Origin of the sequence: Leptospira meyeri, assembly GCF_004368965.1 — a bacterium.
Taxonomy (GTDB): domain Bacteria; phylum Spirochaetota; class Leptospiria; order Leptospirales; family Leptospiraceae; genus Leptospira_A; species Leptospira_A meyeri.
Genome location: NZ_SORO01000004.1, coordinates 97,150 through 115,565 on the forward strand (window position 1 = coordinate 97,150; position 18,416 = coordinate 115,565).

15 protein-coding genes are annotated in these 18,416 nt (G+C 35.2%); 8 read left to right on the plus strand and 7 right to left on the minus strand.

Annotated elements, in window-relative coordinates:
• The first annotated feature begins 16 nt into the window (after positions 1–16).
• Positions 17–2,389 carry a hypothetical protein gene (locus CLV96_RS18055; RefSeq protein WP_004787513.1) on the plus strand — a complete coding sequence of 791 codons (2,373 nt, stop codon included), beginning with the start codon at positions 17–19 and terminating at the stop codon, positions 2,387–2,389.
• On the opposite strand, the gene CLV96_RS18060 is transcribed toward CLV96_RS18055, so the two are convergent.
• Positions 2,296–3,735 carry a hypothetical protein gene (locus CLV96_RS18060; protein ID WP_040917109.1) on the minus strand — a complete coding sequence of 480 codons (1,440 nt, stop codon included), beginning with the start codon at positions 3,733–3,735 and terminating at the stop codon, positions 2,296–2,298. The two genes, CLV96_RS18055 and CLV96_RS18060, sit on opposite strands and share 94 nt — an antisense overlap.
• 21 nt (positions 3,736–3,756) lie before the next feature.
• Positions 3,757–5,064, minus strand: a complete 1,308-nt coding sequence (locus CLV96_RS18065; protein ID WP_004786898.1) for a lactonase family protein — start codon at positions 5,062–5,064, stop codon at positions 3,757–3,759.
• 268 nt (positions 5,065–5,332) lie between these two features.
• Here CLV96_RS18065 and CLV96_RS18070 point away from each other — a divergent pair, with 268 nt between their 5' ends.
• The 5 genes from CLV96_RS18070 (at position 5,333) to CLV96_RS18090 (ending at position 12,579) form a co-directional block, all read left to right on the plus strand.
• Positions 5,333–6,136 carry an SDR family NAD(P)-dependent oxidoreductase gene (locus CLV96_RS18070; RefSeq protein ID WP_004784836.1) on the plus strand — a complete coding sequence of 268 codons (804 nt, stop codon included), beginning with the start codon at positions 5,333–5,335 and terminating at the stop codon, positions 6,134–6,136.
• 15 nt (positions 6,137–6,151) lie between these two features.
• The gene (locus CLV96_RS18075) at positions 6,152–6,571 is read left to right on the plus strand and encodes a hypothetical protein (protein ID WP_004787413.1); all 420 of its coding nucleotides are present in this window, start codon (positions 6,152–6,154) and stop codon (positions 6,569–6,571) included.
• Positions 6,572–6,638: 67 nt separating this feature from the next.
• Positions 6,639–9,758 carry an HAD-IC family P-type ATPase gene (locus CLV96_RS18080; protein ID WP_040917108.1) on the plus strand — a complete coding sequence of 1,040 codons (3,120 nt, stop codon included), beginning with the start codon at positions 6,639–6,641 and terminating at the stop codon, positions 9,756–9,758.
• A gap of 144 nt (positions 9,759–9,902) precedes the next feature.
• Positions 9,903–11,144, plus strand: a complete 1,242-nt coding sequence (locus tag CLV96_RS18085; RefSeq protein WP_004786858.1) for a response regulator — start codon at positions 9,903–9,905, stop codon at positions 11,142–11,144.
• A gap of 4 nt (positions 11,145–11,148) precedes the next feature.
• Positions 11,149–12,579: a PAS domain-containing sensor histidine kinase gene (locus tag CLV96_RS18090; RefSeq protein ID WP_004787556.1), complete on the plus strand. Its 1,431-nt coding sequence runs from the start codon at positions 11,149–11,151 to the stop codon at positions 12,577–12,579.
• Here CLV96_RS18090 and CLV96_RS18095 read toward each other — a convergent pair.
• Positions 12,569–13,684 carry a hypothetical protein gene (locus CLV96_RS18095; RefSeq protein ID WP_004787029.1) on the minus strand — a complete coding sequence of 372 codons (1,116 nt, stop codon included), beginning with the start codon at positions 13,682–13,684 and terminating at the stop codon, positions 12,569–12,571. The two genes, CLV96_RS18090 and CLV96_RS18095, sit on opposite strands and share 11 nt — an antisense overlap.
• 73 nt (positions 13,685–13,757) lie before the next feature.
• Entirely contained in the window at positions 13,758–14,042 is a 285-nt protein-coding gene (locus CLV96_RS18100; RefSeq protein WP_035983216.1) for an STAS domain-containing protein, read from the minus strand.
• Positions 14,043–14,156: 114 nt separating this feature from the next.
• Between CLV96_RS18100 and CLV96_RS18105 the strand changes: the two genes are divergently transcribed.
• Positions 14,157–14,462: a hypothetical protein gene (locus tag CLV96_RS18105; RefSeq protein ID WP_040917107.1), complete on the plus strand. Its 306-nt coding sequence runs from the start codon at positions 14,157–14,159 to the stop codon at positions 14,460–14,462.
• Positions 14,463–14,469: 7 nt separating this feature from the next.
• Here the strand turns inward: CLV96_RS18105 and CLV96_RS18110 are convergent, their stop codons facing one another.
• Both CLV96_RS18110 and CLV96_RS18115 read right to left on the minus strand, forming a co-directional pair.
• Positions 14,470–15,384, minus strand: a complete 915-nt coding sequence (locus CLV96_RS18110) for a hypothetical protein (protein WP_004786203.1) — start codon at positions 15,382–15,384, stop codon at positions 14,470–14,472.
• The gene (locus tag CLV96_RS18115) at positions 15,381–16,811 is read right to left on the minus strand and encodes an LA_3751/LA_3752 family putative glycosyltransferase (RefSeq protein ID WP_004785457.1); all 1,431 of its coding nucleotides are present in this window, start codon (positions 16,809–16,811) and stop codon (positions 15,381–15,383) included. Before CLV96_RS18115 ends, CLV96_RS18110 begins: the two co-directional genes overlap by 4 nt.
• Before the next feature lie 47 nt (positions 16,812–16,858).
• Between CLV96_RS18115 and CLV96_RS18120 the strand changes: the two genes are divergently transcribed.
• The gene (locus CLV96_RS18120; RefSeq protein ID WP_004786469.1) at positions 16,859–17,965 is read left to right on the plus strand and encodes an SGNH/GDSL hydrolase family protein; all 1,107 of its coding nucleotides are present in this window, start codon (positions 16,859–16,861) and stop codon (positions 17,963–17,965) included.
• 17 nt (positions 17,966–17,982) lie between these two features.
• Here CLV96_RS18120 and cueR read toward each other — a convergent pair whose 3' ends face one another.
• Positions 17,983–18,372 carry a Cu(I)-responsive transcriptional regulator gene (gene cueR / locus CLV96_RS18125; protein WP_004785541.1) on the minus strand — a complete coding sequence of 130 codons (390 nt, stop codon included), beginning with the start codon at positions 18,370–18,372 and terminating at the stop codon, positions 17,983–17,985.
• Positions 18,373–18,416 lie beyond the last annotated feature (44 nt).

Sequence of the window (18,416 nt, forward strand, 5' to 3'; positions counted from 1 at the left end):
CCATTATTTTTTTGTAATGGATCGACTTCCTTTTCGCCGAGTTGTATGGGCCAGATATTTGGCTTATGGACTTGGCTTTTTCATTTTACTATCACTTCCATTAAAATTTTGGTATTTGTTTTCTGGAGAGACTTTGAGCGGATGGGATACCCCGGGCCATATTGTTTTAGCTAAAGAGTTTGCAAAACAAATTCAATCAGGCACGGCAACTGGTTGGTCTGATGTTTGGTTTGGCGGCTTTCCTATCTTTTATTTTTATCCTCCGTTCTATTATTTTTTAGTTTATCAAATTCATTTTATCTTTTCGACAAGTATCGAGTCTGCTTTTTCTATATCGATATTTCTAACGATCATAAGTTTATTTTATTCCATTTATTTATTTGGAAAATATTTTTTATGGTCTCTCTATCCAAGATACATTCGTGTTTTATTGGGATTTTCTTCTGTTTTGTTTTACTTTAGTTATGCGGGAGAGGGATTACAGGGGACAAGTTTGGTAGGTATAGTTGAAGGGACAGTGATATCTAGTTTTTCTCATTCATTAATTCTTTTTGGGCTAGTATCATTGGATCGCTATAGAAAAAGTTTAAAGTCTGTTGATTTGGTACTTTTTTCCGGATTAACGTCTATTATTTTTTATTCGCATTTACTGAGTTCCGTTTTTTATTGTTTGGTTTTAGTTTTATATTTTTTTGAATATCGGTTCTTTGTTATAAGGAATATAAAACAGTTTTCTATCGTTGGATTCATTATTTTTTCTTTAATCCTGCCTGTTGTTTATAATTATTTTAAATTCTCCGAATTCACTAGTGGTGTCTTTTATGGATTTGCATACCCTCCGTTGCTTTCTATTTTAGGGAAGGATGTATTTGATTCTGCGTTAGCGGCATCTGCTAGAGGAGAAAATTTAACATTGGCGTACGTCGTTGGTTTGTTTAGCTCAGGCAGATGGTTGTCCATGGTTGCCTTGGTTCTTTTCTTATTTAATTTTAGAAAATTTCATAATTCGCCGCGAAGTAAACTAATCACTACGATTGCACTCGTTTTCTTTTGGTTGTCATTAGATTATTCGCTAGGTTACATCCTACCGAATTTTAAAATCCATAATTACCGCGCTTTCGATTGTTTCTTTATTGCCTTTTCGATTCTGTTTCCATTTGGCATTCGCTCCATTACTGGGAAAAGAACCGGGAAACTTCCTTTGTTTCCTTTAATTTATTTTGTAGTCATCGTTCAGTTTTTTTTGTTTTTAAATTTTGATCTGACTAAATATCAAAAATACTCTTCTCCACTTTGGGCAAAAGCAAGAAGTGCCGAAGAACTAGAATTATATGATAATCTGACAGAAAAATTAAAATCCTTACCCAAAGAGGCATTGGTCCAACCAGAAATTGTTAAATCGAAGTTAATGTTTGGGACTCCTCATTTTTGGTTACCACTTTTATACAATGCAGGAGTTCGAAACAATCTTGGTTTAACAGTAGAGTCTTCTTATTATTCCACACTAGTCTTTAATTGGCAAGAATTTGGTTTTGGACATTGTTTTCGTTGGGGAACGGATTTGGATTGGAGAGACACTCTTATATCTCTGCGAAGTAAAGGGAAAGACTCAGGATATTATTTAGATTTTTTACTTCGTTCTGGAGTGACTCATTTGGTTGGATTTACGCCAGAATACCATGATTATTTGGATCTGCATAAAGATCGTATACAATTAGTCGCTACGGAATCCCCATTTTCTATTGTAAAAATTTTACCAAGTACAATTCAAAAACAAATTAAACCGCTCGCTCTCATTCATTCTGATCTTTTCAATTCAAATTTTGATTATGGATATAGAGATTTTCTCAAAACCAGTAATTTTTTACAAATGCATCTAACCAATGCTGGTTATAGAACAAAAATCATTAGGATCAATCGAAAACAACTAGAACAAATGGATTTACTTGTACCTTTCTTTTCTGCAGTGGTTGTGATGAGTAAGGAAAAAGGATTTGGTGAAGATTCTTTTCTGGAAAGTTTAAAAAACAAAATGATTCCATCAATTGTATTACAAGAATCTGCACTTTTACCTCCAGAAAATCATCAGACTACGAAAGCTTTATCTCTTTTTTTGAATCAGATTCCAATTAGTTCAGAAACGAATAGAAACCAATTCGAAACACAGTCTTTTTTTAAAGGGAGAAGTTCAAATGCCTTTGATCTTTTGTTAGATGATACTGGGAGAGAGTTTATCTTGGCAAATGATAGAAAGAATGCCGAAACTCCCGCATTACCTTCTACGGGAGGAGTTGTTTACCTGATTGGTATGGTATTGTCTTTTTTACTTATGTTTGTTGGGATCTTGACGAAGATATCGTATTTTTCATTCTCAAAAACCAGTCGATAATCAGTGGATAACCTTTTGAATTCGGAGCTAGAGTAACTATAATAATGTTTATTGATCACAACGGTACTATAGTTCATGATCTTGGGGATATGTTGGAACCCTTGGACATTTCCTTCAAAAAAAGCTTTTTGTGTAAAGTATTGGTCTTGGTTGTATGACCAGGCATACAAAGGGTTGAGACCAAATAAAAATTTGTATTCGGGAACTCTAAAAGTAAAGTACGGATAGTCGGCCCATGAAAGGAAAATTTTTTCCCCTTTCGGGATATTAAATCGAATCCACTCGGTGACTATATATCCATATTTTGTTTCTGAAGATCGAAACTGCTGTCCCATTTTTTCATATGCAACTGGGAACTGGATGATAAAAAGTGTTATCCCTATGAGGAGTTGAAATTTATTCGAGATTCTTATATTCAAAAAAATGAATATAAAGAACATGAGCCAACTCATTTCAAAAACCCTCATGGAGGCTCCGGCAAATATCAAACTAAGGATTCCTAAAAATAAAAATACTAAACTTTTTGGATGAAATACGTTATTTATTTTTTCCCTAAAGACCAAAAACAATATTGGTAATATAGGTAAAAAACCTAAAATGAGGATTTCTCTCGTTGGGGGTAACCATTCCGCAATAGCTTCCACTCCTGGTGGTGGAATGGATTGGATCACAAGTTCGATGAAATATCCTTTGAATTGAAAAGGAAAAGATGGATGGAGAACTAAGCCAAAAACCATTCCCAAAACAGAGGTCAAAAATATTTTTGTTTGTTCTTTGTTATTTTCTAAGCAGATTATAAATAATCCAGTAAAAAATAAAAAAGGAAATCCGCTATAAGACCAAACCGATAAAAAGGAAAGAAAAAAAATCCACTTCGTATATTTTATATTCCAAATTCTTAATATTAGGAAATAAAGCGTAAAGAATAATAAATTCCCTCTCCCGAATAACATTCTGCCTGTAAACAAAACAGAACCTAGAATAAAAAAAATAACAATAAGGTAAGGAGATAGGTTAGGTGATTCTGATTCTATATACTTTGTGATTTGGTATAATAAATTCCCAATTGAAACTAAGATAAATAGTTTGATTGCGATTGTTTCCTCAATTGGCAAAAAAAGAAATGGAATTTGTATTAGATGAAAGAGGAAATGATAATCGGTGAATTCTCTGGATTGGATTCCAATTTCTGGCCATGGAAGTTTGGAAACAAAACCTTCCTTTAAATAGAGTTTTGCGACTGCAAAATGATAAAATATATCAGCATCAGGTATACCTGTATAGGCAAAAAGAAGGATTCCGTAAAGAATGATTCCTAAGAGGATTGCATAGCGAAACGTTGTCACAGCTAGAAAAAGTTTTTTTTCTTAATGGTAATAACGTTGGATTGGTTTTATATCTTGTGGTGCATATCCATTTGCCATAGGGCTAATGGTCACAGGGGAATTTTGACCTTTACTTAGTGTTCCGTCAGGGGATAACTTAAAGTATTCAATTTGGTAATTGTTTGTCGTTCCACCTGTGTCCGAAGTAAAATAGACAAATTTTCCACTTTTATCCCATTGTAGAGCATTTGGTCCATTTCCCGCTGTAAATTTCTGATTCGTTTGGATTAGGTTTCCAGATGAAGGATCAATTTGGAGTAAACGAATATTATATGTCGCACCTGTTTGGTATAGAAACGCAGCATAATTTCCCGTTGGATCCACAGCTAAACTTGTGGAGGAGTTCAAATTTGGTATATGTGCGGAAAACGAAGGATCGGGTGAAAACGGCGAACCTGGCAATAAAGTCAATATTCCAGAATTATCATACCTGTACCCATAAATTGGATATGTTGAATTTACTGATGTACCATATAACAACCGTTTTGATTCGACGATGCATAAGTTTTCGAAAAAGGCAGGATTATCTGGTAGTGTAACAGGTGTTCCGCCTACTAATGTAACGCTATCTGGACCTGTTTTTTTGTGTACATTGATTCCAAATGGAGCAATCGAAGTCGACAACGAAAAAATTAAGTCATCATTATCACTTGCTCTTACTGCCACTGGGTTACAGCCAACAGAATACGGGTAACTTCCTACGTTATTTGTTGATAATGATCCAGTGATCGGATTACGGCTCCAACGACTGTTAGATGTTGGGTTAGATGCTGAATTGATTTGATACACTGTTGTTCCATCGGAACTAAAACCCATTACACGGGGAGTCCCGATTGCAGGTTGGTCTTCGAGAAGGCTGATACTCCGATCTGTGCCATACCGGTGAACCACGATTCGGTTACTCGGATAATCTGTAAACGTAACAATATCCCGAGAACTTGGAGGCACTCCGATCCGGTACGGGCTACATCCAGGGAAAGCGGAAGAACTTGATGCCCGTACATCGCTGACGTAATCATCAATGACTCCAATTTCGCTATCCACACGATAGACTCGTATTCCTGCTTCGTAAGGTATGGTGCTTTTTTTTAAAACTACAGCCAGTGCATCGGGTAATACCTTTTCAATCAGGAAGTACCGAACAAATTCCGCAAAAACTGACTGCTTCGCAAACTCGTCAGAAAGTGGATCGCCCGGATTGTTTAATTCAGGCATCTTACATTGGAAGCCAAAGGCGAAGAAAACCGTTACGAATAAAACACGTGAAATGAAATGAGAACGAACTGTCATAAGATCCTTCTATTAGGGACAGGCTTTCGAAAACGGACACCTGGCTTGCATGCAATTTATTGACTGACTCTTTTACTGGTACATATCATTTTTCCCATGTCAATTCAAATTGTCAGGACCCGTTCTGGTTGTACGGATAAGAAAATAGACAAATGTTTAGAAATATTTCTTCCGTTCGAAATCCCAATCCTTTCGAAAAACAAGTTGTGGGAAATCCGTATCTAATGGAAATTTTAGGAAAAAAGAACAGGGATATAAGAGGGAACGTATGAGCGAATTTTACCGAGATGAATGGGTTTGGATTACGGGAGCTTCCTCTGGAATTGGAAAAGAACTAGTTTCCCAAGCCTACCAACAGAAAGCAAAGGTCCTCCTCGCTTCCCGTAAAACAAAGGATCTAGAAGCACTAGCAAAAGAACTTCATTTAGAGAAAGGTCGTTACGCTGTGGAAAAATTAGATTTAGAAGATTATCAATCTACCGCAGGTTTTGCCAAACGTTGTTTGCAAAAGTATGGGATTCCGAAAGTAGTGATTCATAATGGTGGGATCAGCCAAAGATCTTTAACAAAAGAAACAAATTTAATTACTTTAGAAAAGATTATGAACACTAACTTTTATGGGGCTGCGGAAATGACTCGTGCGATGATCCCACAAATATTGGGGAAAAAAGATGTTCACTTTGCCGTGATCTCAAGTGTTGCTGGGAAAATTGGTAGTCCACTTCGATCTGCTTATTCTGCCTCCAAATTCGCATTAGTTGGCTTTTTTCATTCTTTACGATCAGAGGAAGAAAAATCGGGAATTTTTGTGACTATGGTATACCCAGGTTTTATCCAAACCAATATTTCAAAGAATGCACTCAAAGGTGACGGATCTTCCACAGGCACGATGGATTCTGTGATTGCGGCTGGTTTACCAGTTCAGTTATGCGCACATAGAATTCTACATGCAGTTGCAAATAAACAGCGTGAAGTTGTCATTGCAGGCATTAAGGAAAAATTTGGATTGTTTTTACAGACAGTATACCCTTCCTTATTTTTTAAAATGATTCAAAATGCAAAGGTAAGGTAATAGGAGAATACAGATTTGAAACAATTATTTTATGCTTTAGGAATGATTCTATTTCTAACACTGGGAGTTTTTGCTGAACCACCCGTACTCGATTATAAAACTAAAACAAAATCTAACGAAAAAGAACGGACCTATTTATTAGATTTATTGCGGGCAAATCTCTCCAATGAGTTTAAACAGGAGTTTGTTTTTATTGTAGAACATTTTAAAATTTCTGGAGATTATGCTTGGTTTCGTGGAACGGCCAAACGGAAAGATGGAAAAGAAATTTACTTATCGGAAGATATCCCCTATGATTGTTGCCATGTAGAAGCATTATTCAAAAAAGTAAATGGGAAGTGGCAGATTTCTGAATCAGGAGCATTTAGTACGGATGTTTGGTGGGATGGGATTCAGTCCCGTTATCCAAAGGCTACCAAAGAAATTTTTCAATAATCTGAATATTTGTCAGAGGTTTTGATATTGTGATAGAATCTCCATTTAGGTTTTGTTTGATTGGAGTATGCTTCTCGAGTATCTAAATGTTAATTCGATTCACATTCTTCCCAAGGCAAAAAATTGGGACGATATATGCCAGGAGTTATTAAGAAAAGTTGAAAACGACCCTATAAAGGAAGATCTACAAAATCGATTAGACACAATGCCGAACAGTCTGTTCGGTAGTCTTGGCCCCCATATTCTCATTCCACATTTTCGCTCCATACATATCAAAACTCCTGAAGTTTTTTTGTTTTTAATCCCCGGAGGAATTTATTTAGGTGAACGTTCAGTTCAATTGGTTTTGTTTCAAATGATCCCAGAAACACAACCATCTCTCCATCTACGATTGTTGCATGGTTTATCTTCGCTTTTGCCACAGATTTTTGATGAATTATTGAATTGTAATACAGAGTCAGAGGTATTAACAGTAGTGCAACGTGGCGAATCGGAGATGAAGCCAAGTTATAAAAATTTAAACCAATCACAGATCGAATTTGAGCTACAGACAAATTTACAAAACGGGCTTAGCCATTCAGAGGCAAAAATTCGGTTAAAAACATTCGGAAAAAATGCAATAGAGAATGAAAAATCGACACCAATCATTTGGAAATTTTTAAAAAGTTTTTTTAGTTTATTTGCAATTTTGCTTTGGGTTGCAACTGCTCTTTGTTTTGTGCCTGGTGTAGACATGCCTGAATTGGGTGTCGCAATTTTTATTGTTGTCGTCATTAATGGGATTTTTTCCTTCTTTCAGGAATCTAAATCGGATCATGCAGTAGAAGCCTTACGCAAGTTATTAGCTCAAGAATGTCCAGTCGTTCGAGATGGGGAAACAACAACAGTTCCTGCAGACGAGATTGTTCCTGGTGATTTGATCGTTCTTTCTGAAGGAGACATTGTTCCTGCAGATTGTCGTATCATTGAATCAGAAGATGTGGAAGTTGACAATTCATCTTTAACAGGTGAATCTACTTCGGCAAGACGTTATAAATCAGATAACGAAATTGTTTTAGAAGGAAAGTTTCTCTGGTTGGAAATGCCCAATATTCTTTTTGCAGGGAGTTCTCTGATTAAAGGGAAATCAAAAGCACTCGTTTTTGGAACGGGACAATCAACAGAAATTGGACAAATTGCACGCATCACTTCGAAAATAAAAAGAGAAGAGAGCCCGTTACAAAAACAACTGAAACAAACAGTAATTTCTATTTCACTTTTTGCCTTTGTAATAGGTATTGTGTTTCTAATTTTAGGTTATATGGTCGCTGGACTTAGTTTTGTTCAGGCATTTATTTTTTTTATCGGAATTTTTGTTGCCAATGTTCCAGAAGGTTTATTGCCAACTGTCACACTTTCTCTCGCATTAGGTGTTTCACGGATGGCTAAAAAAAATGCCATTTTAAAAGACTTGTCTAGTGTAGAAACCTTAGGTTGTACAACTGTGATTTGTTCCGATAAAACAGGAACCCTAACCCAAAATCAAATGCGAGTGATCGAAGTATACTTTGATTCAAAAACTTACGCACCCCAAGAATTAGAGTCAAAGGAAGGGAATCAAATTTTTCTAAGTTGCGGTTATTATTGCAATAATGCAGTTTTAGATCCTAAGCCAATGGGTGACCCAACAGAGCTTGCATTATTATATTTATCTCAAGGTCGAATCACAAATGTAAATGGAAAAAGAATTCACACGAATGCCTTTGAATCTGTGAGAAAAAGAATGAGCGTTGTCATCAAAGGAGATCAGTTTACGATTGCATATGCAAAGGGTGGCCCAGTTGAAATTCTCTCGGTTTGTACTCATGTCTATGAAAATGGTTCTGTTGTTCCATTGGATGAAGAAAAAAAGCAAAAATTAAAGAATGCTTCTGATGTTTCTGCGGGCAAAGGGTATCGGATTCTTTCATTTGCCTATAAATTGTTAGAAGGTGATCTTTCTCCCACTACTTTGAGTTCAGTTGAATCCTCTATGGTATATTTGGGACATTGTTGCCTTGCAGATCCAATTCGACCAAAAGTACCAGATGCCATTTCAAAATGTCATACTGCTGGAATTCGGATTCTGATGATTACCGGCGACCATCCTCTAACTGCTGAATCGGTAGGCAAATCCATTGGAATTGGAGGGGAAACTCCAATTGTCATCACAGGCGTACAATTGGATAAAATGAATGACCTTGCCTTAAAAGAGTGGATCCGCAAAGGAGAGCCTATATTTGCGCGAGTTTCCCCATCCCAGAAATTAAGAATTGTGACAATGTTACAAGACTTAGGTGAAATTGTAGCTGTCACTGGAGACGGGGTAAACGATGGTCCCGCCCTGAAAAAAGCGGACATTGGAATTGCGATGGGAAAAAGAGGGACCGAAGTAGCAAAAGAGGCAGCAAGGATGATTATCGTTGATGATGATTTCGCAACGATTGCAGATGCCATCGAAGAGGGCAGAGGAGTCTTTGATAACATCCGCAAGTTTTCAGCGTACGTTTTGAACTCAAATCCACAAGAACTCATCCCATTTTTACTTTGGGCGCTGATTCCGGGATTTCCACTTTTAATGACTGTTATGGGTGTTCTTGCTGTTGATGTAGGAACCGATTTAATTCCAGCAATGGGTCTTGGAGCAGAACCACCAGAAAAAGGAATTATGTACCGGCCTCCCAGGAATCGAAATGAAAAGTTGATTTCGATTCGATTTATCCTTAGGTCTTATCTCGTAGAAGGAATGATTTTGTTTTTATCATGTATCGCGACGTATTTTTATTTTGTTTATTCAGAGTGTAATGGCATTTTACCTCTTTCTCCTGAAGGTTTGAATATGGCGAATGCAAGTCCTCTATACCTTCAATCTTTAACTGCATTCTTTTTTCCAACGATCACAGTTCAAATTGCAAATGTTCTTTGTAAAAGATCAAGAACGGAATCCATTTTTCAAATGAACCTTTTCTCAAATCGAATCATTTGGGTTGGGATTTTGTTTTCCTTCTTTTTATGTGGAATATTCTTTTATACAAACCTAAGTTCTGTTTATTATTTTGCTCCAATTCCTTTGCATGTATATCTTTTTGCATTTCATGGAACGGTTGTTATGGTTATTTATAATGAAATAGTGAAATATTTTCGCAGAAAAAAACTTAAATTGAATTAGAATTATTCTAGATTCTTTCCAAAAGAAATTTATTGAATTTTATTTTGTCCCAGATCATCCGTTCCATTCGTATCAGTTGACCATGGAATCGCTAAAATAAACATGATTTGTAAGATGGTTACTACAAAAGTTTGGGATATTTAGGTGCGCGAAAAAAGAATTCTATTAGCTGAAGATGAATTGGTTTCGGCAACCTATTTAAAGGACAGTTTGTCCGCATTGGGTTATAAGGTTACCCTTGCCACTGACGGAAAACAAGCCTTAGAATTCTATTTAGAAAATCCCTTTCCTGTCGTCATTACTGACTATGAAATGCCTGGTTTAAATGGTGCTGAGTTGATTCAGGAATTGAAATCAGAAGAGATTGAACCTGTGATATTTATGTTCACTTCTCATAGTAATCCTAAGTTGATTGTGAACGTGATGAAGTTGGGAATTTATGATTATCTAGTCAAACCATTGGAAGAACACGAACTCTCCATAAAGTTAAAGCGAGCATTTGAATTTTATGAAATGAAAAGAACGGAAACAATTACTAAGAGAGAACGTCAACTTCGTTTGGAAGGTCATTTAGAATGGATCCAGTGGAAAGAAAAAATGGCTGGAGGTGAATTCAATCGACTAAACCAAAATTTATTTGAAAGTTTAAAAAACAGTTTTTGTCAAGGCGCAGGATTTGGAGCTTTGGTTACGCTTCTGAAATTAGTTTCTGATACAACGGTGAAAGAAGGAGAACATTATAAAATAGAATCAGACGTAATGGAGTTAATTCAAATTAATACGGGAATGGCAGAAAAAGCTCTAAAGATGTTTTCTGATATCGATTTAATGGTATCTAGTCCCATGGAGTTTGAAGAAATTACTTGTGCTGAGCTTTACGAACAATTTCTTCTATGGACTGAAGATTTAAAGCCGATATTGGCCTTAAAAAACCAACAGATTGTGATGGGAGATATTAAACAGAACCATTTAAAATATAAAATATCTTATAATAAATTTTCTCTACAGAACTCCTTCAAAGAAATTATTACGAATGCATGTAAGTTTTCACGTGCTGATACTAACATCACAATTGTAACGAATGTTGAATACAATTGGTTTAAATGTGTAATTTATAACCAACCTATACCTAATGCAGATGGAACGTATGGAGTTCCGCTACAATTTGAAAATCTAATTTTTGAACCATTCTATCGTTTATCCAAAAATGTTTTTGATGTTTATGGAACTCTGGATTTTGGATTGGGGCTTAGTTATGTGGATTCATGTTTCAAAAAACATGAAGGAAAATTGTCTGTCCATAATATCGTAGACCATTCTGAATGGAGTGATAGTCCTATTACGAAAGTGGCGTTTCAGTTTTCATTACCCGTAATAAAAAACTAAATTTATGTTTCAAACTAATTACGATGATATACTTTCGAACATCCCAGATTTAATTTGCGAATTAGATTCATTCGATAAAATTCGATATGCCAATTCATTTCACAAACATAGGTTAGGTTATGAGGCACATGAGATATTAGGTCGTTCGGTAGAAGATTTTTTTCATCCAGAAGATCGTAATGAGTTACTCACCAAAATGTCTTATTTGCAAACCCCTGGATCGGAAACCAAAGGGATTTGGCGAATTGCACATAAAAATGGACATTTTTTGACTTTTGAGTGTAGGGGAAAACTACAACAAGATTCAGATGGAAACAAACGAATCTTAGTTGTTGCAAGGGACATTACGGAAGAACTTGGGATTGAATTTAAACTACACACCAAACCTACCCACCAAAACACAACGGATTTACATTACCAAAGTTTTTTTGAATTGAGAATGTCACAGTTTGAGTTTTCACAATTAAAATTTGCTTTTGATGAACATGCAGTGATAACAATTACCGATCGAAACGGCAATATCACCTATGCAAATGATCGATTTTGCGAAATTTCAATGTATTCAAGAGATGAGTTAATCGGAAATAACCACCGTTTGTTGAATTCTGGATTTCATTCATCCGAATTTTTTGAACGTATGTATCATATGATTCAAAATGGATATGTTTGGAAGGGAGAGATTCGGAATCGAACAAAAACAGGTTCTATATATTGGGTCAGTACAACCATTGTTCCCTTGCGATCCATTGATGGAAGTATCAATCGATTCGTTGCATTACATACTTTAATTACAAGAACTATTGAATCTGAAGAAAGGGTGACTCAATTATTGCAGGAAAAGGAGTTACTTTTGCAAGAGGTTCACCATCGAATCAAAAATAATCTTTTTTCTGTTTTTAGTCTTTTGAAAATGCAGTCCAATTTTTCTCATGATTCTCATTTAAAAGAACAATTTGATGAAGCGGCCGGTCGTTTGCGAAGTATGATGGCCTTATATGATCGGTTGTATCGATCGCAGAATCCAAATGAAATTGATCTAAAAGAATACATACCAAATTTAGTCGGACAAATTTTATCAACTTATCCTAAGATGATTCGTTTTGATTTTATTTCAGATGAACCTATCATTGTGAAGCCAGACATTGCCAACAATTTAGGTATTATTTTAAACGAATTAATTTGTAATTCTGTTAAACATTCCTTTCAGATGGCGGAAGTTGGAAAAATTGTTGTCCAGATTCAGAAAAAAGATTTCAAAATTCATTTTCTTTATAGTGATGATGGGGAAGCGTTACCAGAAAATTATTCGTTAGAAAATTCAGAATCTGGATTTGGGATCAAACTTATGAATTTACTGGTTCAACAATTGAAAGGAAAAGTAAATGTTAAACCAGGTCAAAGTGTTCAGTTTGATTTATCTTTTCCTATTCGTTAGTTTTTTTCTTTAGCCAGTGTTTCCATTTTTTATGATAAAAATAGAAGACCATAACGAAAGTAGGAACAATAAACCAAAGAAGGAATATACTGCTCGCAGGTAATACAGATAGTTCCTCAAAACTAACGAATTGTTGAAAGTTTTCAATCATCCAACGAGTGGAATGTTTGAAAGGTCCTTGCCCTTTGATCACTGACAAGGAAATTTCTGTTTTTGCAATAACTGTTTCACCTACAGGGATTGTAAAACGATTTACTTCAACGGAAGGTAAAACTAATCCAGTACTAGGATCTACCGAATTACAATAGTTAGATTCGCATTGAACACAATGTCCAGTTTTCCCTTTTGAATCTGGATTCCCTGCAATATATGCATTGGCGGTAAATCCTTGGATACTTTTGTGTTCATTCCCAATATAAGTGCATGTCGTAAAAAGATTATCTTCCGTAACAAATTTAAGTTCTAATGTATGTGATCCTGCATGTCCATTTCCATCGGAAACATCAATGGGAAATTCTTTGGGGATGATGAAACTCGCTCTACCAAGAAGTGGAAATCTGTCAATACAACGTGTTTCTGATAGATTGTAATAACAATTGTTTAATGAAGCGTTGTTGGACTGATTTTGGAAACTATACATTTCAACATGATTGTTATCGATAGGAATTGGTCTTAGAAAACAAAATAGATTAGACTTTTTGTCTTTGGGGAACAAGCGATCACCTACTTCGATAGTTGTTGGGAAATCAATGCCTACATAAGAGCGAGGATCCAAAAGAATTGGAATGCCGTTTTCATCCAATTTAATTCCGATACAACTTGGATCCAGTTCGGAAGGAGAACAAGTTCTCTCTTCACCTTCTATGTATTGAATCAAAAGCCCTCCATAAAGTGGACAAAATGTCTCGATTGATTCTGGACTAAGAATGCTCAGTCGGATGGAGGTGGGAACAGTCACTCCAACTGGGTTTGTAGGTTCATCGGGTAGGCTCTGGGTTACGTTTGTGTTCCCGAGCAAAGGAAAAAGCCAGAGAAGGGAATCAGTTTTCCTGTGAGAACAAGTTGTGATAAAAAAGAGAATGAGGATGGACCATAGTGGTTTCATCTACAATCAGACGAAATGGAAAGGAAAGACTCTTAAGAAATCAGAGTGGATGATTCGTACTCTTACGTATATCTCAGTCGATTAGGTGAAGGATCGTGTCGAGTTTGTTCAATCGAAAAACAGTGCGGATGAGTTTATTAACACCTCGGATTTGCAATTGTAGCTGTTGGGATTCCAGTGCAGAATGAAATTTCATCAATTCGCCAATGGTCGCACTATCCAAAGACATGGAAATCTCCGTAAAGTCCAAAACCACATCTTCCCTCGTGTTGTGAATGGTAGACATAATTCTTTCACGGAATCCGCTGAGACCATCAAAAGAAAGATCATTGTTCTTGATTTCGATTACAATTGCCAAGGTTTAAAACTATTTTTATAAGTTCGTAAATTTTGAAAGGATTTTTCCAGTTTGATTTTTTGTTTCTGAATTGTTTTTCAAATCTTTTTATGATGGGATTGTGTTTGGTTTTGTATGTCAGTGAGTCAAAGGCAATTAAAATTGATTAAGGAAGCGGCTGAGTTACTTGTTATGGAACACCGCCTAACATCAGAGGAAGCAGTGTTGGTTATCTCGACAGCCATAAAAAAAGAACTTTCCGTTCGCAATACCAATTTTGAAAAACTGGAAACTGGTTCAAAAATTGATCGCACTAACTTTACGCGAAATGTAGTAAAATCTGTTCAGGATGCACTAGAAGCTAATCCATATTGGAGGTCTCATAATTTAGATAAATCCATCGACAACTTTTACAGAGTTTTGCATAGGCATTGGGACTAATCCTTTTTTATTGACTTGTATTCTCTTTCAAAATAGAATCTGTTTCGCAATAGTAAGAGTCAGGAATTTGTTTTGCTCTGACAAAATTAATTTCGAAGTTTATCGATTCTTTTGGTAAAAAATCTTCTTTTTCTAAACTAATACTTCCGTAATCAATGGTTTTATTTTGTTTATCAATGAGCAAACAGGTGATGCGGGTAAAGTTTGCAGTTGTGATTCCCTTATTTTTAATTTTTCCAACAAGTTTAATTTCTTTGTATGGATTCCTTTTGAAATCTATTTCTTTTAATACTAGCTCTGGTCTTTTATGATCACTGGGTATCGTTGTGGCTGTAACTTTGGTTTCGAAATTAGTAAACTTTGGTGGGCTTTCGGCTAACACTTGAAAAACGACAGACTCTCCATCGGGAACAATGGTTTTTTCCGCATAACCTTCGCTTGATCCAACGATTAATCCTTCTTCATTTAATAAATCTACTGTAAACTTGGGCATTAACAATTGGTGTCCACTTTTGTTAGTGAATTTCCCAACGAAGTATATGTTTCCAATCCCGTCTGGAATTGGCGTTGTGTATTGAAATTCTCCATCCGGATTAATTTCTATGGATTCCAAATTGGGATCTATTTTGATGGTTGTAGGTTCTTCTTCTAAAGTGCCTTGGCCCGATTGGAGTTTTTGAAAGTATGTAAAGATAGAAGATCCTAACACAACCCAAACCAGAACAATTCCTGTGATTAGATTTTTCCAATTCCCAAATGAATTTGTTTCTGATTTTTTTTGTGTTCCGTATACTTTGGGAGGAGGAAGATCAACCATACTACCTGTGGGAAGACGATCAAAACAATCCCCACAGCGATACACTGTCGCAGACTCTTGGTAAATGTTTGTACTTCCGCAACTTGGGCATTGTTTTGTATTCATTGGCGTTTGTATTCCGTTATTTGAATGGGGAGTAAGGCATTTGGCAATTGATATTGAATTCCCTTTTTATATTCTCCCAGCTTTCTATTGTTTGGGTTCGATACAATTAGACCGAGTGGGATTGGTGAAGGTGGAAGTTCTAAAAAAACAAATGAGTCCACATTTTTGGCAGATAAAATTTGTATGAATGTTTTTTTACTGAAGTTTGGCCTGAGTAACAAAAGTTCTTTTTGTGCCTCCGAATTTGGTAGAGTCTCTAATGCAGGTAAATTTACAAAAGAAAAATCGGAATTATTAAAAACCAAAACCTTATCTTTTATTTTTCTAATCATTTGAACCGTGTTTGTTTGGTATTTAGAGATTTTTGTAAGTTCTTTTGATTTCTGGAAAAGCAGATTGATTTGATACAATGCTAGGATGAAACAAAGAACTCCCCAAGTATTTGTGAGTTTAGTATTTGTTGTTTCATTCCCATTGTCTCTGAATAATAGAATATACAAAGGAAAGAGCCCATAAAAATACCGCGGTGTATTATGCCCTCCTGTATTGGGTGAAATGAGGACCAATAAAAAAGTTATGAGAATTAACGAGATATATTGGTATAATTTTTTTTTCCGAATGATTGCCTTTGACAAATAAAAAATAAATAAAATAAAAATTGGAATTTGTTCTAACAAAATTTTAAATAAAAATAAACTTGTGTCTGCGTTGAAATTAAATTTTGGACTCTTTACAAGGCGAAGGGGAAAGAAAGTTCCTAATGTTAATTTGTTAACAATCGAAAAAACAAATCCGGTAACAATAAATGTAATGATAATTTTTTTCCAATTTTTCTCTTTAGAGAAAAAAATGAGGATCAAAAAAATGGAGAAAACCATTTCGGGTCGCATCCAAACTAAACAGATGGATAGAATTCCTGGAAATACAGTCCATCTGCGATGAAACAGGAATAATATGGAAATTTCTAAAAAGAAAAATAAGATCGTATCATGAATCAAAAAAATATAGAGAGAAATTGATGATCCAAACAACAAAAGTATTGTGGCGATTTTATCTTTTTTAATTTGATAAAAAATATAAATTGATAAAAAGAATAAAATGAATTGTGCGAATCTAATTCCAACTTGTTCATTGATTGCATAAAATGGTGCAGAAAAAATAGGATAAAAATTTGGAAAAGTGGAGTAAACAAAGCCTTTGTGTACATGAAAAAAAAGATCAGGTAAAGGAAAAAATTGAAAGTTTGGATCTTGCAATAAGGAATCATAAGGTAAATAAAATTTACCTTGTAGTGCCAATTTGATTTGCCATTCCAAAAGTGCAAAATCAGAAAAAGCTTCGATTTGTTTTGTTGTGACCAACAAATACCCTAAAACCAAAATTCCCAAACTAACAAAGAAACCTATTGCTTTTTTTGATTGATCCATACGAAATCGAAAACAGGTATACTCTTCTTCCTTTCTAAAGATCCGCAATGAAAAAAGATATTCGCAAAGCCACTTTTCTTTCTAAAGGCATAAAATTGACTTTTTATGCCTTTGTTTTCTTTTGTGGGTCGTTGTTTGTGACAAGAACTTTTGATTCCTTCGGATTTTTGGAATTTTCTTATGGCCATTACCATTTCCCTATCAATAGAAAAATCCCTTATTTTCGGCAAGGTGAAAGAGAATTTGGGCAAATCGATGAATTTGGGGTTCGAATCGGAAGTAAAAAAAGTAACTTTAAATGCGGTTATTTGTTATTAGGTGATTCGCAAACATTTGGTTCAGGTATTTTTTGGAAGGATACTTTTTCTGAAATATTAAATCGAGAGACAAACTGCCAATGGACCAATCTTGGAATTCCCGGGTTTACGTTGGAAAACGAATTGTCAATGTATCAAAAGGTAAGTGCTTTTTTAAAAGAGAAAACTGTATATTTGTTTGTGTATGGAAATGATATTTATGAAACAGGGGATACTCCTGACTATTTACATTTTGTAAATCATCAAAAATGGTACCTTCACCTTTCTTCATTTTTTTTTCCAAAATCAACTCGTTTGTATTTTAAAAAAAAATATTTTGAATCCATTCAAAAACGAATGGAAGATGAGTTGGAAAGAGTCGCAAAACTTCCTTATTTTCCTTTTGCTCAAAAGTCAAAAAAAAATGAGGTCGTTGATTTTCTTCCTCTGAAAACACTATTCCAAATTAGTCCCACTTACCTTTCAAGTTCTCTTGATACAAAGTCATTTGCAAAAATAAATTTTGAACGATGGAGTCAGATTTTTTTCCAATTGAAAGATCAAATAGAAAAAGACGGCAAACAATTAAGGGTAGTTTATCTTCCATTGGAAGTTGAATATGATAGAACTCGGTATGAAATTTATAAGAACATAGGATTTAAAATGAATGTTAGCTGGTTGGAATCTGATTCTGAGTTGGTTTTGGATTTGATCCAGATAACCAAAGAAAACCATATTCCGTTTATCGATTTGCGAAACTTTATGAGATACAGAACGGATTTGCTGCAAAAGGGCGATATTCATATCAATGAAGCGGCTACTAGAATGATTGCCGAAGTTCTCAAAAAAGATTTATAAAATATTTTGATTCTCGATCAGGTTTGTTCCAAGTTTTTTAAAATGGGGCAGTCCGGTCTATGGTCACCATGGCAATGTTTAACGAGGTTTTTTAAAGTATCTGACATATCCTTTAGTTGTTTTAATTTTAAATCTAAATCATGTAAATGTTTTTCTGCCAGTAACTTTACCTGTTTGCTACTTCGGGACTTGTTTTTCCAAAGCCCAAGTAAACTTTTTATATCTTCCAAAGGAAAAGCAAGTTCTCTCGATCTTTTGATAAAACGTAAGTAGTGGACGTCATCTTTTGAATAGGATCTGTAACCATTCTCTGTCCTACCAGCTTCTGGAATGAGACCAATTCCTTCGTAATGGCGAATAAGTTTTGCGCTGACTCCCGATTTCTTAGAAAGTTCTCCAATGTTCATATGTATCTCCTTAAAAAAATTAGAAAAAAAGTAAAAAAAAAAGA